At 69.4% G+C, this 21,649-nt stretch carries 20 protein-coding genes; 7 read left to right on the top strand and 13 right to left on the bottom strand.

Annotated elements, in window-relative coordinates:
- Nucleotides 1-530 precede the first annotated feature (530 nt).
- The 6 genes from eno to madL form a co-directional block, all read right to left on the bottom strand.
- Nucleotides 531-1,808 carry a phosphopyruvate hydratase gene (gene eno / locus FZ029_RS26065; RefSeq protein ID WP_149272584.1) on the bottom strand — a complete coding sequence of 426 codons (1,278 nt, stop codon included), beginning with the start codon at nt 1,806-1,808 and terminating at the stop codon, nt 531-533.
- A gap of 191 nt (nt 1,809-1,999) precedes the next feature.
- A complete protein-coding gene (locus FZ029_RS26060; protein ID WP_149272583.1) occupies nt 2,000-2,881 on the bottom strand; it encodes a formate/nitrite transporter family protein in 882 nt (293 codons plus the stop codon).
- Between the two features lie 205 nt (nt 2,882-3,086).
- On the bottom strand, nt 3,087-4,745 hold the full coding sequence (locus FZ029_RS26055; RefSeq protein WP_149272582.1) for a sensor domain-containing diguanylate cyclase: 1,659 nt from the start codon (nt 4,743-4,745) through the stop codon (nt 3,087-3,089).
- A gap of 193 nt (nt 4,746-4,938) precedes the next feature.
- Nucleotides 4,939-5,643 (bottom strand): GntR family transcriptional regulator, encoded by a 705-nt coding sequence (locus FZ029_RS26050; protein ID WP_247892508.1) that lies wholly within the window; start codon nt 5,641-5,643, stop codon nt 4,939-4,941.
- A 78-nt stretch (nt 5,644-5,721) separates the two neighbouring features.
- The gene (madM, locus tag FZ029_RS26045; RefSeq protein ID WP_149272624.1) at nt 5,722-6,489 is read right to left on the bottom strand and encodes a malonate transporter subunit MadM; all 768 of its coding nucleotides are present in this window, start codon (nt 6,487-6,489) and stop codon (nt 5,722-5,724) included.
- Nucleotides 6,490-6,494: 5 nt separating this feature from the next.
- Nucleotides 6,495-6,917 carry a malonate transporter subunit MadL gene (gene madL, locus FZ029_RS26040; RefSeq protein WP_149272581.1) on the bottom strand — a complete coding sequence of 141 codons (423 nt, stop codon included), beginning with the start codon at nt 6,915-6,917 and terminating at the stop codon, nt 6,495-6,497.
- 366 nt (nt 6,918-7,283) lie between these two features.
- Between madL and mdcA the strand changes: the two genes are divergently transcribed.
- The 7 genes from mdcA to FZ029_RS26005 are packed head-to-tail and all read left to right on the top strand — an operon-like array spanning nt 7,284 to nt 13,294.
- Nucleotides 7,284-8,927, top strand: coding sequence for a malonate decarboxylase subunit alpha (gene mdcA, locus FZ029_RS26035; RefSeq protein WP_149272580.1), 1,644 nt, complete (start codon nt 7,284-7,286; stop codon nt 8,925-8,927).
- A 10-nt stretch (nt 8,928-8,937) separates the two neighbouring features.
- On the top strand, nt 8,938-9,273 hold the full coding sequence (gene mdcC, locus FZ029_RS26030; RefSeq protein ID WP_149272579.1) for a malonate decarboxylase acyl carrier protein: 336 nt from the start codon (nt 8,938-8,940) through the stop codon (nt 9,271-9,273).
- Nucleotides 9,270-10,145: a biotin-independent malonate decarboxylase subunit beta gene (locus FZ029_RS26025; protein WP_149272578.1), complete on the top strand. Its 876-nt coding sequence runs from the start codon at nt 9,270-9,272 to the stop codon at nt 10,143-10,145. Before mdcC ends, FZ029_RS26025 begins: the two co-directional genes overlap by 4 nt.
- 3 nt (nt 10,146-10,148) lie before the next feature.
- On the top strand, nt 10,149-10,853 hold the full coding sequence (gene mdcE, locus FZ029_RS26020; protein ID WP_149272577.1) for a biotin-independent malonate decarboxylase subunit gamma: 705 nt from the start codon (nt 10,149-10,151) through the stop codon (nt 10,851-10,853).
- Nucleotides 10,843-11,508, top strand: coding sequence for a malonate decarboxylase holo-[acyl-carrier-protein] synthase (gene mdcG / locus FZ029_RS26015; protein ID WP_149272576.1), 666 nt, complete (start codon nt 10,843-10,845; stop codon nt 11,506-11,508). Before mdcE ends, mdcG begins: the two co-directional genes overlap by 11 nt.
- Entirely contained in the window at nt 11,505-12,380 is an 876-nt protein-coding gene (gene mdcB / locus FZ029_RS26010; protein ID WP_149272575.1) for a triphosphoribosyl-dephospho-CoA synthase MdcB, read from the top strand. The genes mdcG and mdcB overlap by 4 nt, the downstream gene beginning before the upstream one ends.
- Nucleotides 12,377-13,294 (top strand): acyltransferase domain-containing protein, encoded by a 918-nt coding sequence (locus FZ029_RS26005; protein ID WP_149272574.1) that lies wholly within the window; start codon nt 12,377-12,379, stop codon nt 13,292-13,294. Before mdcB ends, FZ029_RS26005 begins: the two co-directional genes overlap by 4 nt.
- Nucleotides 13,295-13,318: 24 nt before the next feature.
- Here the strand turns inward: FZ029_RS26005 and FZ029_RS26000 are convergent, their stop codons facing one another.
- The 7 genes from FZ029_RS26000 to FZ029_RS25970 form a co-directional block, all read right to left on the bottom strand.
- On the bottom strand, nt 13,319-14,230 hold the full coding sequence (locus FZ029_RS26000; protein WP_149272573.1) for a DMT family transporter: 912 nt from the start codon (nt 14,228-14,230) through the stop codon (nt 13,319-13,321).
- Nucleotides 14,227-15,279 (bottom strand): histone deacetylase family protein, encoded by a 1,053-nt coding sequence (locus FZ029_RS25995; protein WP_149272572.1) that lies wholly within the window; start codon nt 15,277-15,279, stop codon nt 14,227-14,229. The genes FZ029_RS26000 and FZ029_RS25995 overlap by 4 nt, the downstream gene beginning before the upstream one ends.
- Before the next feature lie 154 nt (nt 15,280-15,433).
- Nucleotides 15,434-16,675, bottom strand: a complete 1,242-nt coding sequence (locus FZ029_RS25990) for a Zn-dependent hydrolase (RefSeq protein WP_149272571.1) — start codon at nt 16,673-16,675, stop codon at nt 15,434-15,436.
- A gap of 193 nt (nt 16,676-16,868) precedes the next feature.
- Nucleotides 16,869-17,852, bottom strand: coding sequence for a 2-dehydropantoate 2-reductase (locus FZ029_RS25985; RefSeq protein ID WP_149272570.1), 984 nt, complete (start codon nt 17,850-17,852; stop codon nt 16,869-16,871).
- Entirely contained in the window at nt 17,853-19,499 is a 1,647-nt protein-coding gene (locus tag FZ029_RS25980) for an ABC transporter ATP-binding protein (protein ID WP_247892507.1), read from the bottom strand.
- A gap of 49 nt (nt 19,500-19,548) precedes the next feature.
- Nucleotides 19,549-20,391, bottom strand: coding sequence for an ABC transporter permease (locus FZ029_RS25975; RefSeq protein WP_109073211.1), 843 nt, complete (start codon nt 20,389-20,391; stop codon nt 19,549-19,551).
- Complete coding sequence (locus tag FZ029_RS25970) at nt 20,388-21,368, bottom strand: ABC transporter permease (protein ID WP_149272568.1); 981 nt, start codon at nt 21,366-21,368, stop codon at nt 20,388-20,390. Before FZ029_RS25970 ends, FZ029_RS25975 begins: the two co-directional genes overlap by 4 nt.
- Nucleotides 21,369-21,649 lie beyond the last annotated feature (281 nt).

Genomic DNA, 21,649 nt, shown 5'->3' with positions numbered 1-21,649 from the left:
TATTAATATATTAACTGTGCATCGCAACATGGAACTGTTGGAAAGCCGGGCGCCTGACACTTTGCCGCAGGGGAGGCGATCTCCCTCTCCCGGGGCGGACTACGGGATGCACACAATCATGGGCGACATCAAGCCTCTGGAACAACAGGAACTTTTCGTCATCCCCGCGAAGGCGGGGATCCAGGAAACTTCGCAGCTGAGCGGCTGAAACGGCTGGATTCCCGCCTTCGCGGGAAGGACGGCCAAATAAGTGTCATGTTTCCAGTGCTTTAATCGCCCGTGAGTGCTGTGCATCCCGTAGCCCGCCCCGGGAGAGGGAGACAAGTGCCGTCCGACGGGGCTTCCCCCTCCCCCCGGGGAGAGACGGGAGGAGGGGGCACAACGGCGGAACGTCTCAGCGATCGTGACGCCCGCCGCCCGTCCATGAAGTCCCTTCAGGTGCAGCCCATCCGTCCGTTTTCGCCTCTCCGGGGGCGGGAGAGGGCGGGGCGGAGGGGTTGCCGGGCAGGGGACTTCAGGAGTCCGGTAACTCAGGCCTTCAGGATGCCGCGCCCCGCGAAGCGGGCGGCGACGCCGAGCTGCTCCTCGATGCGGATCAGCTGGTTGTACTTGGCCAGACGATCCGAACGGCTCAGCGAGCCGGTCTTGATCTGGCCGCAGTTGGTGGCGACCGCCAGATCGGCGATGGTGCTGTCCTCGGTCTCGCCCGAACGGTGCGACAGGACGGCGGTGTAGCCGGCCTTGTGCGCCATATCCACCGCTTCCAGCGTCTCCGACAGCGTGCCGATCTGGTTGACCTTCACCAGGATCGAGTTGGCGACGCCTTGGCGGATGCCCTGGGCCAGACGCTTGGGGTTGGTGACGAACAGGTCGTCGCCGACCAGTTGCACCTTGTTGCCGATGGCGTCGGTCAGCGCCTTCCAGCCTTCCCAGTCGTCTTCCGCCATGCCGTCCTCGATCGAGATGATCGGGAAGCGGCCGACCAGATCGGACCAGTAGGCGACCATCTGCTCCGGCGACAGCGACTTGCCTTCGCCGGCCAGCTCGTACTTGCCGTTCTTGAAGAACTCGGTCGAGGCGGCATCGAGCGCCAGCATGACGTCGTCGCCCGGCTTGTAGCCGGCGGCCTCGATCGCCTTCATGACGAAGCCGAGCGCTTCGTCGGTCGAGCCGATGTTGGGGGCGAAGCCGCCCTCGTCGCCGACATTGGTGTTGTGGCCGGCGTCCTTCAGCTTCTTCTTCAGCGACTGGAAGATCTCGGAACCCATGCGGATGGCGTCGGCGCCGGTCTCGGCACCCACCGGCATGATCATGAATTCCTGGATGTCGATCGGGTTGTCGGCATGGGCGCCGCCGTTGACGATGTTCATCATCGGTACCGGCAGCAGCGAGGCGAAGGCGCCGCCGACATAGCGGTAGAGCGGCAGGCCGGCATCCTCGGCGGCGGCGCGGGCAACCGCCAGCGACACGCCCAGGATGGCGTTGGCGCCGAGCCGGCTCTTGTTCTCGGTGCCGTCGATCTCGATCATCGTCATGTCGAGCACGCGCTGGTCGCCGGCATCCATGCCGATCAGCGCCTTGGCCAGTTCGCCGTTGACCGACTGAACGGCCTTCAGCACGCCCTTGCCGCCGAAGCGGGACTTGTCGCCGTCGCGCAGCTCGACCGCCTCGTGGGCGCCGGTGGAGGCGCCCGACGGCACCGCGGCACGACCGAAGGCGCCGGTTTCAAGGGTCACGTCGACTTCGACGGTCGGGTTGCCGCGGCTGTCCAGGATTTCGCGGGCGCGGATTTCGGTGATGGCGCTCATGGGAAGGGATGTCCCGTGTGTGGAGGTTGTTCGGTGGGGCCGGGGGGGCCGTTTCGATTTCGGCCGTCATTCCCGCGAAGGCGGGAATCCAGGGCTTGCGGAGGGAAGCCGGCGAGGCAGCCTGGATCCCGCCTTCGCGGAGATGACGGCTTGGAGAGGGAGGTGAACTGGTGGAGGAAGTTTGGCGCCGCTCAGCGCAGCTTGGGGCGCCGGTAGATGAACCAGTAGACGGCGCCAACCATCACCGCTCCGCCGATCCAGTTGCCGATCGTGACGGCGGCGAGGTTGACCAGAAAGTGGCCGACCGGGATCGACGGTGCCGCGCGGCCGAGGTCGTGCCAGAAGCTGTCGGGCGCGCCCCATTCGATCAGCAGGCCGAGCGGGACGAAATACATGTTGGCGACGCAGTGCTCGAAGCCGGCGGCGACGAAGGCGGCGACCGGGAAGGTGATCGCCAGGATCTTGTCACCGACGCTGCGGGCGCCGAGCGCCAGCCAGACGGCGAGGCAGACCAGCACGTTGCAGAGGATGCCCAGGAAGAAGGCCTGATCGGTCGGGTACGAACTCTTGGTCGCGGCGAAATACAGCGCCGAGGCGCCGACTGCGCCATGGCCGAAGGTGTATTGCCCGGACAGGAAGACCAACAACGCCGTGCCGGCGGCGCCGACGAAGTTGCCGATCCACACCGTGGTCCACACCCGCAGCATCTCGCGGGCATGCAGCCGGCCGCTGGCCCAGGCCATCACCATCAGCGCGTCGCCGGTGAACAGCTGCGCGCCGCCGACGATCACCAGGATCAGCCCCATGGAGAAGACCAGACCGCCCAGCAACCGGGTCACCCCGTAGGGCATCATGCCTTCGGCGCCCGCCATGGTGACGGTGGCGAACAGGCCGCCCATGGCGATGAAGGCGCCGGCCAGCACCGCAAGGGCGAACAGGGTGGGGGTGTCGTAATGGGCCTTCTTGACGCCCAGATTCTCGGCGGCGAGCGCGATGGCGTCGGGCATCAGCGCGTCGAGTGATTGCGGGGTGGGCTGGCTCCAGCCTCCCACATCCTTGCTGTCCATGTTCATCGATCGATGTCCTCGCTGCCGCCATGTAGCTTTACTACATACTCCCGTCCGGACGGCGCTGGCAAGCGCACCGCCTGGGCCATTCGGTCGCAGGGGTGGGACGCATATCCACGAGGCTGGCACAAGAAAACGGCGGATTTTCAACGGAATCGCTAAGAGCGCTGCATCGCTCTTGCACCGGCTGCGCTTCTGTAGTGTTGCTACATCATGCCGGACGGGCGTCGCAGACGACGAAGCGGCCCCGGCCGGCATGCTTGGCTTGGTAGAGCGCGTCGTCGGCGGCCTTCAGCAGGTCCTGCGCATCGTCCGCGTCGCGCGGGAAGAGCGCGATGCCGATACTGGCGCCCACCGACAGCGTCCGGCGGCCGAGCGTGATCTCCGCCGACAGCGCATGGATCAGCTTGCCGGCGATGCGCTCCACGTCGGCGACGGACCCGGCGCCCTCCAGCAGGACGGTGAACTCGTCGCCGCCGATCCGCGCCACGAGGTCGGAGGATCGCAGGCAACCGGTCAGCCGTTCCGCCGTCACCCGCAGCACCTGATCGCCGGCATCATGGCCGAAACGGTCGTTCACCGGCTTGAAGCCGTCCAGATCGATGAACAGCAGGGCGAGCGGCTGGCCGATGCGCCGTGCATGGTCGAGCGCCCCGTCGGTGCGGGCGAAGAACAGCCGGCGGTTGGGCAGGCCGGTCAGCGGATCATGGTTGGCGAGATGGTCCTTCTCCGCCTCGCTGCGCCGAAGCATCTCCTCCATCCGGCGGCGGTCGGTGATGTCGCGGGAGATGCCGACGACGCCCAGGATGGTGCCATTGGGATCGCGGCAAGCGGTCTTGACGGTCTCCATCAGGCGCCGCCGGCCGTCGGGGTATATGAACCACTCCTCGCCGCGTGTCATTCCCTCGCGCATGGTGCGCAGGTCGGCTTCACGACGACGCCCGGCGGTTTCGGCATCGACCATGTCGAGGTCGCGCAGCGGGCGATCCGGCTTCGGCATCCAGCCGATATAGTCGAGGGCCGCATGGTTGTAATTCAGATAGTTGCCGTCGCGGTCCTTGAAGAAGACGAAGTCCGGCATCGAATTGATCAGGCTTTGCAGAACTGCCCGATCATGGTGCAAGGCCTCCAGCGTGGCGCGGTGGTCGGTCACGTCCTCCATCAGCCACACCTCCCCGCCCTGGGTGAGATAGGCGAAGAAGCGGATCCAGCGCCGGCTGCCGTCCTTGCAGGTGATCTGCAGTTCGGTCAGCACCGAGGCTTCCGCCAGCCGGGCCGCGTCGTAGCGCAGGCGGACCTCATGATCGCGGCCGGGATAGGCGACCGCGAACCATGCGTCCATCGACGGAAGATCCTCCTGCCGGTAGCCGGTCAGCCGTTCCGCCGCTTGGTTGATGAAGATCCGCTCCCCCTCGACATAGGCGGCGGCCATCGGCAGATGCTCCACCATCCGCGACAGCCGCATGTCCGGTGACGGCGGCGCGGCGTTGGCGGAAAGCGGCCTGCCATGGACGAGCATTGCCAACCGCCCGTCCGTCAGGTGAAGCCCGCTGCAGTCGCAGGACAGGACGGTCTGCGTATCACCGGCCGCGACAGTCCAGCACTCGCCGATCCGCTCGCCGGTCGCCAGACGCCGGGCATATTCGGACAGCCGCTGCCGGACCGCATCGGGAAGGCCGCCGCCGCTCGCCGCGAGGTCCCCGGCTGACCGGGCGCCCCAAAGCGCGCAGGCCGCCGCATTCGCCCACAGCGCACGGCCCGTCTGCAGATCGACCAGCCAGACCGGATCGGCGATCAGGTCGAATGCCGATAAATCGTTCGTGGACCAACGTTGATCGGCCGTATGGCTGGTGCAGGCTGCGACGCCCATGGTGGCAAAAGCCCAAGGTGAGATCCTTGAGCAGTTTATCGGGCCAAAGCGTTAAGTTCACGCGAATGCAACATTGCAGGATGACCCTGATTGAATCAGGCAAAGAGGATCGCCTGCCAGCGCCAGTAATATTCGCTCGCGCCGCCGATGGAATATTTCAACACTGCGTTCAGCCACCCAACCGGTCGCCCATTCAGGTCAGGTCCAGTTCCTGGATGTAGCGGGTCAGCGCGCAGCTGGCGTTCAGCATGTGGGCGCGCATGCAGCGGGCGGCCTCCTCCCCGTCGCCGCGCGCCATGGCGGCGAGGATCTCGCCATGTTCGGCATGGGAGGTCGCCAGCCGGTCGCCGTGGCGCAGCTGCGTGCGGCGGAAGGCGGCGAGGCGGGCGCGGACGCCGACCGCCTGTTCGGCCATGAACTGGTTGTGGGTGGCGTGATAGATCGCCTCGTGGAAACGGCGGTTGAAGTCGTCATAGGCGCCGAGATCGCCGCCCCGCACCATTTCCGCCGACGATTCATGCATGGTCTGCAGCCGGCTGCGCTCCACCGGCGTGATGCGGTAGGTGGCGAGGCGGACGCACATCGCCTCCATCTCCGCCGTCATTTCGAACATGTCCATGATGCGCTCGGCCGTCATGGTGGCGACGACCACGCCGCGGCGCGGCCGGACCTCCACCATGCCGGTGGTGGCGAGCTGGCGCAGGGCCTCGCGCACCGGGGTGCGGGAGGCGCCGAACCGCTGGCCGATCTGCTGTTCGTCGAGCGGGGTGCCCGGCTTCAGCCGGCCGGTCGCGATCTCGTCTGCCAGGGCGACGCGGATCTGGTCCGACAACAGGCCCTTCTCCTCGGACACGATGTCGGTCTCGGACGCGGGGAACTGGGGGTCGAACTGGTCCAAGGCTGAATCTCCGGAGCGGCGTCGCCAGCGGGCAGGATAGACAGGCTTCGCCGCCGGTGGAAGAGGATGGGGGGCGTCTCAGCCGCCCATAAGGGCGCGGGTGGCGATGAACAGCACCGACGGACCCATCAGGCAGCCGAGCCCGGTGTAGAAGGTCGCGGTCATCGCGCCATAGGGGACCAGCTTCGGATCGGTGGCGGCCAGCCCGCCGGCCACGCCGCTGGTGGTGCCCATCAGCCCGCCGAAGACCATGGCGCTGCGCGGGTTGTCCAGACCGATATAGGGCGCCATGAAGGGCGTGGAGATCATCACCAGCACCGACTTCACCAGCCCAGCGGCGATGCTGAGCGCCATCACGTCGGAACTTGCCCCCAGCGCCGCGCCGGTCACCGGGCCGACGATGTAGGTGACAGCCCCGGCCCCGATGGTGGTCATGCTGACCGGGTCGGAATAGCCGAAGGCCAGCGCCACCGCAGCACCGACGACGAAGGACAACAGCACGCCGGTGAACAGCGACACCACGCCGCTCAGCCCCGCCTTGCGGATCTCGCCGAAGCTGACGCCGAAGGCGGTGGAGACGATGGCGAAGTCGCGCAGCATCGCCCCGCCCATGAAGCCGATGCCGGACAAAAGCTTGATGTCGGCCAGCCCCTTGTGCCCGCCGCTGGAGACGCCGCCGGCATAGGCGAGCGCCAGCCCGATCATGATGGCGATGGCAGAGCCGTGCAGCCGCCCGTTGGTCAGGAGGCGCGACAGCCAGTAGGACACCCAGATGGTGGCGCCGACGACGGCGAAGGCGGTCAGCAGGCCGTTCTTGACGAGGACATCGGTCAGGACGTCGAACATGGCGGTCACTCTCCGCTCTTCAGGGGCACCGCGCAGGCGGCATCGGCTTGGCTAAGGTCGTCACGGCCGTCGGCGGGCTGGCCGATGCGGGCGATTACCGGGACCAGCGCGAAGCTGAGCACCACCGCCAGCACCCCGGCGATCAGGGCGGCGGGACCGCCCTTCACCGCCGCCACCACGTCCTGCTGGGCGGCCATGGCGACGACGATGGGGATGTACATCGCGCTCCAGAACAGGATGCCCTGTTCGGCCAGCGCGTTCATCCGCAGCGTCCGCTTCAGATGGTCGGAGAACAGGATCAGCAGCAGCATGGCGATGCCGACGCCGCCGACATTCGCCTTCACCCCGATCAGAATGCCCAGCAGATCACCGACCACCAGCCCTGCAAGCATGCAGGCCGCCAGCAGGGCGACACCATAGACGACCATGGTCCTTCTCCTCTCCGTTGCTCAAGCCCGCGAAGGGGGCGTGGGTGGTGACGTGTTGCCGAGAGTGCGGCAGCCGGTGCCCGGCCACGGCTTTCGCCTTCGGGCACGGATTGCTCGACTTAAAGATTGTTTGTGTCACCACGGTATACGGCAAATCGATCTTCGCCGCAACGCGTATTCCGCGCCGGCAGATTTTTTCCTGATGTATACAAAATTGGCCTTCACGGGCCTGTTCGGATACGGCAAGCTGACCTCCACATCGCAAGCGAGAGGGAGGGACAGCATGTCCGCACAGGTCGACCGCCAGCCTGTCGGGCGCGGAGTGTGCGCGCCGACGGCCCACCGGCAACGCGGGGGCTGACCGCCATGCGCGATTGGAATCTGCAAGGGCGGAACCGCGATGAGCGGCTGGCCCGCGCCGCCGGGTTGGCTGATGGAAAGCGCGTCACCGCCGCGAACGCCCGTGCGCTGCTGGAAGCGGTGCTGGAGCCGGGCGACCGCGTCTGTCTGGAGGGCAACAACCAGAAGCAGGCCGATTTCCTGGCCCGCACCCTTGCCTCGGTCGATCCGGCGCGGGTGAACGGCCTGCACATGGTGCAATCGGTCCTGGCCCTGCCGGAGCATCTCGACGTGTTCGAGCGCGGCATCGCCTCCAAGCTCGACTTCTCCTTCTCCGGCCCGCAGGGAGCACGGCTGGCGCGCATGGTGGCGGACGGGCGGATCGCCATCGGCGCCATCCACACCTATCTGGAGCTGTTCGGCCGCTATTTCGTCGATCTGACGCCCAGGGTCAGCCTCGTCGCCGCCCAGGCGGCGGACGCCGCCGGCAATCTCTACACCGGTCCCAACACCGAGGACACGCCGGTCATCGTCGAGGCGACCGCCTTCAAGCGCGGCATCGTCATCGCCCAGGTGAACGAGTTGGTGGACACGGTTCCGCGCGTCGACATCCCCGGCGGCTGGGTCGATTTCGTCATCCAGAGCCCGACGCCGCATTACATCGAACCGCTGTTCACTCGCGACCCGGCGCAGATTTCGGAAATCCAGGTGCTGATGGCGATGATGGCCATCAAGGGCATCTATGCCGAATATGGTGTGCAGCGGCTGAACCACGGCATCGGTTTCGACACCGCCGCCATCGAATTGCTGCTGCCGACCTATGCGGAGTCCCTTGGGCTGAAGGGGAAGATCTGCCGCCACTGGGCGCTGAACCCGCATCCGGCGCTGATCCCCGCCATCGAGGCCGGCTTCGTCGAGAGCGTCCATTCCTTCGGCTCGGAGCTGGGGATGGAGGCCTATATCCGCGAGCGGCCGGACGTGTTCTTCACCGGGGCCGACGGCAGCATGCGCTCCAACCGCGCGATGTGTCAGGCGGCCGGCCATTACGCCTGCGACCTGTTCATCGGTTCGACCCTGCAGATCGACCTTGCCGGCAACAGCTCCACCGCCACGCTGGGGCGCATCGCCGGCTTCGGCGGCGCTCCCAACATGGGGGCCGACGCCCGCGGACGCCGCCATGCCAGCCCGGCATGGCTGAAGGCCGGGCGGGAGGCGCGGGAGGGCAGTGGTCAGATGCCGCGCGGCCAGAAGCTGGTCGTCCAGATGGTGGAGACCTTCCGCGAGCATATGCAGCCGGCCTTCGTCGATCGGCTCGACGCCTGGGAACTGGCGGAAAGCGCCGGCATGGAGCTGCCGCCGGTGATGATCTACGGCGACGACGTCACCCACATCCTGACGGAGGAGGGCATCGCCAACCTGCTGCTCTGCCGCAATGCCGAGGAACGGGAACAGGCGATCCGCGGCGTTGCCGGCTACACCCCGGTCGGGCGTGGGCGCGACCGCCGCATGGTGGAGAATTTGCGTGACCGTGGCGTCATCCGCCGGCCGGAGGATCTGGGCATCGACAAGCGGATGGCGACCCGCGACCTGCTGGCCGCGCGGTCGGTCAAGGACCTCGTGCGTGCATCGGGCGGCCTGTACGACCCGCCCAAGCGCTTCCGCAACTGGTGAGCCGAAACCCATGGAAACCCTGACCTACGAATATCGCGGCGGCCATCCTGTGGCCTCCCCGCCGCCGTCTGTCCTGGTGGGCGTCGTCGGCTCCGGCAATCTGGAAGTGCTGGTGGAGCCGGCACCGCTTGGCGGCCTCTGCCGCGTCGAGGTGCAGACCGCCGCGGTCGGCTTCGGCGCGACGTGGCAGGCTGTGCTGGACGATGTCTTCGCCCGACATCCGCTGGCCGACGTCCGCATTTCCATCAACGATGTCGGCGCCACACCGGCCGTGGTCGGGCTTCGGCTGGACCAGGCGCTGGACGCCTTCGCCGGAGGGCAGCAGCCCGGAGGATCGCAGCCATGAGCAGCTATTACGAGGACAGCGCCCGCGGCCGGCTGGACGGCCTGCTCGATCCCGGCAGCCTCATCGAGATCCTGCCGCCGACCGAGCGCATGGTCAGCCCGCATCTGCGTCAGCTCGACACTCCCGCCGCCTTCGACGACGGCATCGTGGTGGGCGAGGGGCGGCTGGCGGGCCGCCGCGTGCTGGTCGCGGCGCAGGAAGGCGGCTTCATGGGCGGCGCGGTGGGCGAGGTGCATGGCGCCAAGCTGACCGGTCTCCTGGAACGTGCCCTGGACACCCGCCCCGACGGTGTCCTGCTGCTGGTCGAATCCGGCGGCGTCAGGCTGCACGAGGCCAATGCCGGGCTGATCGCGGTGTCGGAGGTGATGCGCGCGGTGCTCGCCGTGCGGGCATCCGGCATCCCGGTGATCGTGCTGGACGGCGGCACCTTCGGCTGCTTCGGCGGCATGGGCATCGTCTCGCGCCTGTGCGACGCGGTGGTGATGAGCGAGGAGGGACGGCTCGGTCTGTCCGGCCCCGAGGTGATCGAGACCACCATGGGGGTTGAGGAGTTCGACAGCCGCGACCGCGCCCTGGTCTGGCGCACCGTCGGCGGCAAGCACCGCTATCTGCTGGGCGAAGCGGCGACGCTGGTCGAGGACGATGTCGCCGCCTTCCGTGCCGCGGCATTGGCGCTGCTGGACGGCAAGCCGGACCTGTCGCTGGCGGCGCTGGAAGCGGAGCATGCGGCGCTGGGCAGCCGGCTGGAGCGGTTCGGCGACTGCCGCGACGCGCTCGACATCTGGGAAAAGCTGGGGGTGGAGGAGCCGGAAAAACTGCCGATTCTCGACACCGCCAGCTTCCTCGCCACCGTCCGCGACCGGAGGGCCTGAACCATGGACGTGACCACCCTACTCGACCGGCTGTTCCCGGACGGGCACGAGACCGCTTTCGACGGCGTCTATTTCGACGGCACCGGCCGGGTCTATGGCGCCGAGGTGGCGGTGATCGGCACCGTCGACAACACGCCCATCGGCATCGAACTGGCCTTCCGCATGGCCGGCGCGGTGCTGGAGGTGGTGCGCCGCCATCCCGGCCGTCCGATCCTGCTGCTGGTCGACACCCAGGGCCAGCGGTTGAGCCATCGCGACGAGCTGCTGGGCATCAACGGCTACATGGCGCATCTGGCCAAATGCATCGACCTCGCCCGGCGCAACGGCCATCGGGTGCTGGGGCTGGTCTATGGGCAGGCCGTCAGCGGCGGCTTCCTCGCCACCAGCCTGCTGGCCGACAGCTGCTATGCCCTGCCCGACGCCGAGATCCGTGTGATGAACCTGCCGGCGATGGCGCGCGTGACTAAAATCCCGCTGGAACGGCTGACGGAGCTGAGCGCGTCCTCCCCGGTGTTCGCACCGGGCGTGGAGAATTACCGCCGCATGGGGGCCATCGCCGATTTGTGGGACGGCGACCTTGCGACCTGCCTTGCCGAGGCGCTGGCCGCACCGGTGGACGGCGATCCGCGCCGGGAGTTGGGGGAAGAGCGCGGCGGGCGGCTGCTGGCCCGCAAGGTGGCCGACCGGGTGCGGCGCGATGCGGTCTGAATCCGACCACTGGCCGCGTCATGGCTGGGTCCGGCTGGGGGAGGATTGGGCGGAGAGCCTGCGCTCCCCCCTGTCCCCAGGGGAGCGTATGGAGGTGGCGGACTGGTGCCGGGCCGGCCGGCCTCTGGTGATCGCGCGCGGCCGGCCGGAGGATGGGGCGGGGGAGCTTCGGCTGGGCCTCGCCACACCGGACAAGCGGCGGATCGGCCTGCATGTGGCGGTGGACGCGGTGGCCGAGCGTTGGGGTCCGCTGCCGCTGGCCGAGGCGGTGGAGTCGGCGCCGCAGGCGTGGCAGGCGGTGCTGGCGGAATTGGTGCGGCGGGCGCTGGAGCTGGGGGTGACGCCGGCGGTGTACGGCTCGCTGGCCTGGCAGCATCGGACGGGGCTGGGCTATGTCCGGCCGGACTCCGACATCGACCTGCTGTTCGCCCCGCCCGACCGCTGGCAGCTCGATGGGCTGCTGGATTTGCTGAGGGCGACCGGTGACGGCAGCCCGAGGCTGGACGGGGAAATCCTGCTGCCGGACGGCGCGGCGGTCGCATGGCGGGAGCTGGCCGGACGGCCCGCCCGCCTGCTGGTGAAGGGGCCGGCGGAGGTGGACTTGCGCGACCTGCCGTCCGTGTTGGCGCTGTTCGACCGGGAGAATGCCGCATGACCCGCAGCAGCGCCGCGCTTTCCTTCGTTCCGGCCGATCTTGCCGATCCGCTCGCGGCGTTTGTCGGGCGCACGGCGGTTCGTGCGCTCTATGCCGAGCTGGCGCTTCACCCGAAGCCGGGGTTGGTCAGCCCGCTCGACAGCGGCAGCCATGACGACATGGACATGGGCACCTTCCTGCGCAGCCTGTTCGCTCTGCGCGGCTATTTCCGCGCCATCGCTGCCGCGGGGGCGGCGGGGGCCGGGTTCGCCACGTTGCGTGACCTCGGCATCGCCGCGGAGCGCCGGATGCTGGCGGCGACCGGCGGCATCAACACCCACCGGGGGGCGGTGTTCGGCATCGGCTTCCTCGCCGCCGCGGCCGGCTGGCGGATGCGGCGGGGGCGGTCGCTGGGTGGGGCGGCGCTGGGCGAGACCGTCGCGGATCTGTGGGGCTGCGGGATTTTGGGCGCGGCACCGCAAGCGCCGGACAGCCACGGCGCACGGGCGGTTCGGCGCTATGGCGCCCGTGGCGCCCGGCAGGAGGCGGCGGAGGGGTTCCCGACGCTGTTCACGCTGGCCCTGCCGGCGCTGGACCGCACGCTGGCCGACGGCGCCGATGCGGAACGGGCGCTGGTGCAGACGCTGTTCACGCTGATGGCGGAGTTGGAGGACACCAACCTGCTGCATCGCGGCGGGGCGGAGGGGCTGGCCTTCGTCCAGGGGGAGGCGCGCCGCTTCCTTGATCGCGGCGGGGTGTTCCAGGCGGATTGGCGGGAGGAGGCTCTCGCCCTGCACCGCGCCTGCGTCGCCCGCCGGCTTTCGCCCGGCGGCAGCGCCGACATGCTGGCGGCGGCGCATTTCGTCCATGCCCTGCGGGTGGGCTGGGCATGAGCCTGGGGATTCTGTGCTCCGGACAGGGCGGACAGGGCCCTGGCATGCTCGACCTGCTGCGGCGGGAACCGGCGGCGCAGGCGGTGCTGGACCGCACCGCCTTGGTCATGGGGCGGGACCCGCGCGCGCTGGTCGCCGGGCCGGCGGCCGCGATGCACTGCAACGCCGTCGCCCAGCCGCTGCTCTGCGCGGTCCAGGCGGCGACCTGGGCGGCGCTGCGGCCCCACCTGCCGCCGGTTCGGGCGGTCGCCGGCTACAGCCTGGGCGAGCTGTCGGCCTACCATGTCGCGGGTGCGCTCGACGCGGACGAGCTGTTGCGGCTGGCGATGCGGCGGGCCGAGGCGATGGACCGTGCCGATCCGGAGCCGGGCGGGCTGCTGGCCGTGCGGGGGGTGGACCGGGCGCGGCTGGAGGCGGTCTGCCGCGACTGCGGTGCCGATATCGCCATCGAAAACGGCGCCGACCGGTTCGTGGTGGGCGGGCGTAGGCCGACACTGGCTTTGGTGGAGCAGGCGGTGCTGGCGCTGGGCGCCGCGGTGACGCCTCTGCCGGTCACCGTTGCCTCCCACACCCGCCTGATGGCGCCCGCCGCGGCGGAGTTTTCACCGATTTTGGCGGCGAGCGGCCTGCAGGCTCCGCCGCTGCCGGTGCTGGCCGGCATCGACGGCACCCCGGTCTACACGCGCGAGCGGGCGGTCGCGGCGCTGACCCGCCAATTGACGGAAACGGTCGCCTGGGCGGCCTGCCTGGACGGGCTGATCGAGATGGGCTGCACCGTCCTGCTGGAAACCGGCCCTTGCAACGCACTGGCGCGGATGGCCGCCGAGCGGCACCCCGGCTTGCCGGTCCGCGCCGTGGCCGATTTCCGCAGCCTGTCCGGCGCCGCGACTTGGGTGGAGCGGCAGATCGGGTGATAATCGCCGCCCCGGGAGAGGGACCTATTTGCGCCCGGCCGGCTTCGGACCCAGCACGCAGGCGACGGCGGCGAGGATCAGCACCAGGGCCGCCGCCAGCCGCGGCGTCACCGGGTCGCCCAGAAGCAGCACCGCGCCGCCGACCCCGACGACCGGGATCAGCAGGGTGCTGACCGACGCCTCTCCCACCGTCAGGCGGCGGACGGTGACGTACCACAGCGCCTGCGCCACGCAGATCGAACAGACGATGTGCCAGGCGAAGCCGGCCCAGACCGCGGGGTGAAGCTCGGACAGCGCCGGCCTCGCCTCCGTCGCCGCAAGGCCGATCATCGGCAGGGCGCAGAGCACATATTGCCAGCCGGTGATGACCATCGGATGGGTGCGCCAGACCCGCCGCTTCATCACGATGGTGCCGAGGGCCCAGGCAACCGCGGACGCCAGCATCACCGCCGGACCCAGGAGGGCGGAGGGCGGCGCCGACAGCGCCTCCGGCCCCAGCAGCACAAGGAGCCCGGCCAGCCCGCAGGCCAGCCCGACGACCTGGCGCGGCCCGGGCCGCTCGCCCAGCAGCGGGATCGCCAGCAGCGTCGCCCACACCGGCATGGTGAAGGCGACGATGGCCGCCTGCGAGGTCGCCATCAGGCTCTGGCCCAGCGCCGTGCACAGGTTGAAGACCAGCACGTTGCACAGCCCCGCCGCCAGCAGCGACGGCCATTCCCCCCGCTCCACCCGCAGCCGCTGCCCGGCCAGACGCGCCGCCCCCAGCAGCAGCACCGCCCCGGCGGTGAAGCCGATGGCGCGCAGGCTGAAGATCGGCACCTGCGTCAGGATCGTCTTCACCGCCGGCCAGTTGAGGCCCCAGAACAGGCTGATGACGGCGATCAGCAGGTATTTGACCGGATCGCGGCCGGCTCCGGTGGCGGCGACGGCGGTCATGCGGCGGTCTTGCCTTCAAACCCATCCAGGAAGCTCGACAGGTTGGCGGACAGGTCGTCGATGGCGTATCCGCCCTCCTGCACCAGCACCGTCGGCAGTCCGGCGGAGGCGATCAGCGCGCCCATGCGGGCGAAGCCCGGCGTGGTGACGCCGAAGGCGGCCAGCGGGTCGCCGATGAAGGTGTCGAAGCCCAGCGAGACGAACAGCATCTCCGGCGCGAACCGCCGGATTTCGTCCAGGCCCTTGCCGATGGTCGCCAGCACCGTCGCCTCGTCGCTGCCGATGGGCAGCGGCAGGTTCAGGTTATAGCCCTCGCCGCGCCCGATGCCGCGCTCCTGCGCGTAGCCGGCCATGTGCGGATAGAACTCCGCCGGGTCGCCATGGACCGAGACGAAGAACACGTCGTCGCGCTCATAGAAGATGTCCTGCGTTCCGTTGCCGTGGTGGACATCCACGTCGATGATGGCGACGCGCGCCGGCCGCCCCTGGGCGCGCAGCATCGGCAGCACCGATTCCGCGGCGACGGCGACATGGTTCAGGTAACAGAAGCCGCCGGCCATATCGCGGGTGGCATGGTGCCCCGGCGGCCGGCACAGCGCGTAGGCCGCGCTGTCCTCGCCAGTCGCGACCAGCTTCGCCGCGTGGATGGCGGCATTCGTCGCGGCGCAGGTGGCGGCCCAGGTGCCCTCGCCGATCGGGCAGGCGGTGTCGAACATGTGCCAGCCGGCCTGCCCGACGATGCTGGTGGGGTAGTTGGGAGCCGCCTGCATGCGGTGGACGTTGGGCAGCACCACGTCGCCCATGTCGCCCTCCGCCACCCAGCGGGCATGCGCCGTCTCCAGGAAGGCGAGATAGGCCGGCGTGTGCACCGCGGCGCGCGGGGCGGATCCGTAATCGTCGGGCCGGATCAGCGTCCCGCCCCGCTTCTCGATCAGCGAGGCCAGCGCGCCGACCCGCTCCGGCTTCTCCGGCAGGGCGCGCAGCAGGCCCTTGTTGAAGTAGGTGGCGGGGCGGTGCAGGGCGGCGTCGGGGTGATGGACGAACTTCATGGGGGGACTCCGGGGGGCCGAGGTGGTGCCCCCTCCCTCCCGCTCCGCGGGTCCCTCCCTCCCCCGCCTTCGGCGGTGGAGGGTAGGATTGCGGCAGTCCCCTCTCCCGCGAAGCGGGGGAGGGTTAGGGAGGGGGCAATAGCAACTTGCGCCGTTACGGCTTTCCGGCCGTGGCGACCAGTGTTTCGAACAGCACGGCGGCGCCGCGGGCGCCATCGGCGGGGGATATGTTCTCGACCTCGTTGTGGCTGATGCCGTCCTCGCAGGGGATGAAGATCATAGCCGTCGGCACCTTGCCCGCCACATAGACCGCGTCATGGCCGGCACCGGACACGATGTCGCGGTGGCTGAAGCCGAAGCCGGCGGCGGCCTCGCGCACCCGGTCGACCAGCGGCCGGGCGAAGGGCGTCGGCGGGAAGTGCCAGAAATCGGCGATCTCGGCGCTCACCCCCTGCTGCTCGGCGATTTCGGCGACGGCGGCGCGGAAGCGGCGGTCCATGTCGGCCAGCGTGACGGCGTTGGGGTGGCGCAGATCGACGGTGAAGAAGACGCGGCCGGGGATGACGTTGCGCGAATGCGGGTGGACGTCGAGGATGCCGACGGTGGCGCAGGGATCGCCGGCCGTCTCCAGCCCGACGCGCTGCACCGCCTGCACCATGGCCGATGCCGCGACCAGCGCGTCGCGGCGCAGGCGCATCGGCGTCGGGCCGGCATGCGCCTCCACCCCCGTCACCGTCACCTCGTACCAGCGCTGGCCCTGCGCGCCGGTGACGACGCCGATCTCCTTGCCCTCGACTTCCAACACCGGGCCCTGTTCGATGTGGGCCTCCAGATAGGCGTGCATCGGGTGATCGACGGGCGCCTCGCCGGCATAGCCGGTGCGGACCAGTTCGTCGCCCAGCCGCGCGCCGTCCTGCGCCACCTTGTCGAGGATCTCCTCCAGCGTGAAGACGCCGGTGACGACGCCCGATCCCATCATCGGTGGCGAGAAGCGCGAGCCTTCCTCGTTGGTCCACACCGCGACCTCGACCGGGTGCAGCGTCTCCACCCCGCGGTCGTTCAGCGAGCGCACCACCTCCAGCGCCGCCAGCACGCCGAACACGCCGTCGAAGCGTCCACCCGTCGGCTGGGTGTCGAGATGGCTACCCATCACCACCGGGGGCAGGCTGTCGTCGCGGCCCCTGCGGCGGGCGAAGATGTTGCCGATGCGGTCGACGGTCACCGTGCAGCCGGCGGCCTCGCACCAGGAGACGAACAGGTCGCGGCCGGCCTTGTCCTCGTCCGACAGGGCGAGGCGGCAGCTGCCGCCCTTCGCGGTGGCGCCGATCTTCGCCATATCGGCGAGGCTGTCCCACAGGCGCTGGCCGTCGATGGGCAGGTTGGAGGGGAGGGACATGGTGGCTCCGAGTGGGGATGTTGGTTGGTTTCTTGGGGGAGTGGGCGTCGCGATTGCCCCCTCCCTAACCCTCCCCCGCTTCGCGGGAGAGGGAACTCCGCAGGACTCCCGCAAAGCTCCTGCCCCCTCTCCCGCAAAGCGGGGGAGGGATGGGGAGGGGGCATCAGTTGAGTGGGCAAGTGAGGACGCAGACCTAAGCCGCCACCTCACGCCGCTCCCGCGCCCTGAGGTCGACCATCGCCTGCACGGCGCGCAGCATCGGCACGTCCACGCCGGTGCGCTCCGCCAGTTCGATCACGGACCCCAGGATCGCCTCCAGCTCCAGCCGGCGGCCGGCCTCATAGTCCTGCAGCATCGAGGTCTTGAAGTCGCCGACACCGGCGGCCATGGCGATGCGCTCGTCGACGCTGGTGGTGAAGACCACGCCCAGCTTTTCGGCCACCGCTTTGGCCTCCAGCATCATGGCGCGGCCGGTCTCGCGGGTGCCGGGATCGTTGCACAGCCGGCCGAGCGTCGATCCGGTCAGCACGCTCAATGGGTTGAAGGCGAGGTTGCCCCACAGCTTCACCCAGATCGCCTGCCGGATGTCGGCGGTCTTCGCCGGCTGGAACCCCGCCTGCCCGAATAGCGTCACGATGCGGTCGACCGCCGGGTTGTCGCGTCCGGCCACATCGCCGAAGACGAAACGCTGGTCGCTGACATGGCGCAGGCGGCAGGGGCCGTCGCCCTCCACCGCGACGAAGGTCGTCGCGCCGACCACCCGGTCGGGGTCGATGGAGCGCCACAGCAGCCCGTCGGGATCGATGCTGGCCAGCGGCCGGTCGGCCAAGGGCTCCGGCTGACGGTGCGGATACCACCAGGGAATGCCGTTGACCATCGGCACGATGGCCGTTTCCGGACCCAGCAGCGGGGTCAGCGTGTCGATGGTGCCGCGCAGCGCATGGGACTTGACGCAGAGGAACACCAGATCCTGCGGCCCCAGCGACAGGCTGTCGTCGGTGACGCGGGGGTTGAGCCGCGCGACGCGGTTCAGCGGCGTCACCATGGTCAGGCCGTTGCGGCGGATGGCGGCGGCGGAGTTCGGCCGGGCGACCAGCGTCACCTCCGCCTCCGTGGCGCCCAGCCGGGCGGTCAGCAACCCGCCGACCGCACCGGCCCCGATGATGGCGACCTTCATTCAGTGCGCTCCCGCCCGGACTTGGAGATCGTCCGGGATGTGCCAGGCCTTGCCGGGAATGGCGTCGAGCAGGCTGCGGGTGTAGGCGTCGCGCGGATGGGTGAAGACCTGCCGCGCCGTGCCCATCTCCACGATCTTGCCGCGGCGCATCACCGCGATGGTGTCGCAGACCTGGGCCGCCACCCGCAGATCGTGGGTGATGAACAGCATGGCGAGGTTCAGGCGCTTGCGGATGTCGTCCAGCAACTCCAGCACCTGACCCTGCACCGAGACGTCGAGGGCAGACACCGGCTCGTCGGCGACCAGCAGCTTCGGTTCCATGGCCAGCGCGCGGGCGATGCCGATGCGCTGGCGCTGGCCGCCGGAGAACTCGTGCGGGAAGCGGTCGGCGGCCGAGCCGTCGAGGCCGACCATCGCCAGCAGTTCCCGCGCGCGGGTCAGGGCCTTGCTCCGGTCCTCGCCGTAGGCGACCGGCCCCTGGGCCACGATGTCGCCGACGCGGTGGCGCGGGTTCAGCGAGGCGTAGGGATCCTGGAACACCATCTGCACCGCCCGGCGGTAGGGCCGGAAGCCCTTGCGGTCGAGCGACAGCAGGTCGGTGCCCTGGAACAGGATGCGGCCCGAATCCGGCTTGATGAGGCCGACGATGGAGCGGCCGAGCGTCGATTTGCCCGAACCGGACTCGCCGACCAGCCCCACCGTCTCGCCGGGATGGATGGTCAGCGACAGGTCGTCGCCGGCAACCACCTCCTTGGATTTCTTGAACAGGCCGCCGCCGACATGGAAGACCTTGCGCACCTTGTCGGCGACCAGCAGCGGGGCGCCCGCCTTGGTGTGGTCGTCGCGGTGTTCGATGTAATGGGGGACCGAGGCGATCAGCTGCCGGGTGTAGGGATGCTGCGGCCGGTTCAGCACGTCCGACGCCGCACCATATTCCACCAGCTTGCCATGGCGCATCACCGCCACCCGGTGGGCGATCTCCGCCACCACGCCGAAATCGTGGGTGATGAACATCATGCCCATGTGGCGCTCGGCCTGGATCGAGCGGATCAGGTCGAGGATCTGCTTCTGGGTGGTGACGTCCAGCGCCGTGGTCGGCTCGTCGGCGATCAGGATGTCGGGCTGGCAGGCCAGCGCCATGGCGATCATCACGCGCTGGCGCTGGCCGCCCGACAGCCGGAACGGATAGGCCTCGGCCAGTTCGGCTGGGTTGGGCAGCCCGACCTGGGCCAGCAGTTCCACCACGCGGGCGCGGCGGGCGGGGGCCGGCAGGTCGGTGTGTTCGCGCAAGGACTCGCCGATCTGGCGACCGACCCGCATCAGCGGGTTCAGCGCCGTCATCGGCTCCTGGAACACCATGGCGATGCGGCCGCCGCGAAGGGCGCGCTGCTCCGCCTCCGGCATGGTCAGCACATCCTTGCCCTTGAACAGCAAGCTGCCGCCGGCGACCCGGACATGCGGGGCGGGCAGCAGGCCCATCATCGCATGCGCGGTCATCGACTTGCCGGAGCCGGACTCGCCGACCACGCAGAGGATCTCGTCGGGGTTCAGGGTGAAGGTCAAATCGTCCACCGCCAGCGGACGGTCGGCGCCCGGCGGCAGCGCGATGCTGAGGCCGCGCACATCGAGAAGCGGCGTGGTCGTCATGGCTGCGGTCTCCGTCGGAGGGCGGGTCAATTCGGACAGGCTCATCGGGTCACCCGCGCGACCGGGCGAGCTTCGGGTTCAGGGCGTCGTTCAGCCCCTCGCCGACGAGGTTCAGCGCCAGCACTGTCAGCACGATGGCGAGACCGGGGAAGACGCTCATCCACCAGGCCTGCCGGATCACCGTGCGGGCGGCGCCGATCATGTAGCCCCAGCTCATGGCGTTCGGGTCGCCGAGGCCGAGGAAGCTGAGCGAGCTTTCCAGCAGGATCGCGGTCGCCACCATCAGGGAGGCGGAGACGATGATCGGCGACAGGCTGTTGGGCAGGATCTGGCGCAGGATGATGGTGGTGTTGCTCTGGCCGGTGGTGATGGCGGCCTGCACGAACTCGCGGGTGCGCAGGCTGAGGAACTCGGCGCGGGCAAGGCGGGCCAGCGGCGGCCAGCTGACGATGGCGATGGCGAGAACGATGGTGGTCAGGCTGGGGGTGAAGATGGCGACCAGCACCACCGCCAGCACGAAGTTGGGAATGGTCTGGAACAGCTCGGTGAAGCGCATGATGGCGTCGTCCACCTTGCCGCCATGGAAGCCGGCCAGTGCCCCCAGCGTGACGCCGATGGCGAGCGCGGCGGCGGTCGAGGTCAGGCCGATCAGCAGCGACACCCGCGCCCCGTGGGCGATGCCGGATGCGATGTCGCGGCCCAGCATGTCGGATCCCAACAGCGCGTCGTCAGACAGCGGCGGCTGGAAGGGCGCCGTCGCCATGTCCCACGGATCGCCGGGGAACAGGACGGAGGCGAAGACGGCCAATACCACGATGGCGAGCAGGATCACCAGCCCCAGGACCGCGCCCTTGTTGCGGGCGAAGGCCCGCCAGAAATCGGATTTCATCATTGCGACACCTGGATACGCGGATCGACGAGGCCGTAGAGGATGTCGGTCAGGATGTTGAAGAGGATCACCATGATCGACGTGACCAGGAAGATGCCCAGCAGCACCTGATAGTCGCGCTGCAGCACCGCCTCGAAGGCCAGCCGGCCGATGCCGGGCCAGGCGAACACCGTCTCGATCAGGATCGACCCGCCGACCAGCTGCCCGGCCTGGATGCCGGCCACGGTGATGACCGGCAGGATGGCGTTGCGCAGGACGTGGCGGGTGACGATGCGGCTCTGCGACAGGCCCTTGGCCTTGGCGGTCTTGACGAAGTCGAGGCTTCGCACTTCCAGCATCGAGGCGCGGGTCAGGCGGGCGTAGCTGGCCATGTAGAACAGCGCCAGCGTGATGACCGGCAGGATCAGATGGACCGCCACATCTGCGACATGCGCCAGCCCGGTATAGCCGGCGCCGATGGTCTCGTAGCCGAAGGCCGGCAGCCATCCCAGCTGGATGGAGAAGAACAGGCTCAGCATCAGCCCGATCCAGTAGATCGGCGTGGCATAGGCCAGCAGCGCGACGACGGTGATGGCGCTGTCGGCCCAGGTGCCGACGGTGATCGCCGCCAGCGTGCCCAGCGCCACCCCGGCGGCGAGCGCCAGGATGAAGGCGGTCAGCGTCAGCACCAGCGTGGCCGGCAGCCGTTCCGCCAGGATGTCCCAGACCGGCCGCTGCTGACGGTAGGAGAAGCCGAGATCGCCCTGCACGATCTTGCCGACATAGGTGCCGAGCTGTTCGTAGAGCGGCCGGTCGAGCCCGAACTGCTCGCGCAGCTGCGTCACGAACTTTTCGTCGGCGGCCCCCGCCTCGCCCGCCATCACCATGGCCGGGTCGCCGGGGGCGGCATGGACGAGGAAGAAGTTCATCACCACGATGGCGATCAGGATCGCGGCGGCCTTGACCAGGCGGCTCGCGAAGAGATGGGCGAATCCCAGCATGGGCGTGGTCCTATTTCAATTGCCGCGCTCTCGCTTCTCCCCCTCTTCCCCGCCTATGCGATTCCCCCTCTCCCCCCCGGGGAGAGGGTCGGGGTGAGGGGGGGCATAGCGTGGATTCTCGGGGAGGGGCTGCCGCGCGGCCCCCCCCCCCCCACCCCCCCCCCCCCGGGGGGGGGGGGGGAGGGGGGGGGGGGGGGGGGGACTTCCCCCCCCCCCCCCCACCACCCCCCGAAAACCCCCCCCCCCCCGCGCAGCCCCCCCGCGGGGGGGGGCCGGGTGCG

Source organism: Azospirillum sp. Sh1 (assembly GCF_008365135.1).
GTDB classification, from domain to species: domain Bacteria; phylum Pseudomonadota; class Alphaproteobacteria; order Azospirillales; family Azospirillaceae; genus Azospirillum; species Azospirillum oryzae.
The sequence above is the reverse complement of the archived record's forward strand: the minus strand, read 5'-3'. Positions and strand labels throughout refer to the sequence as shown.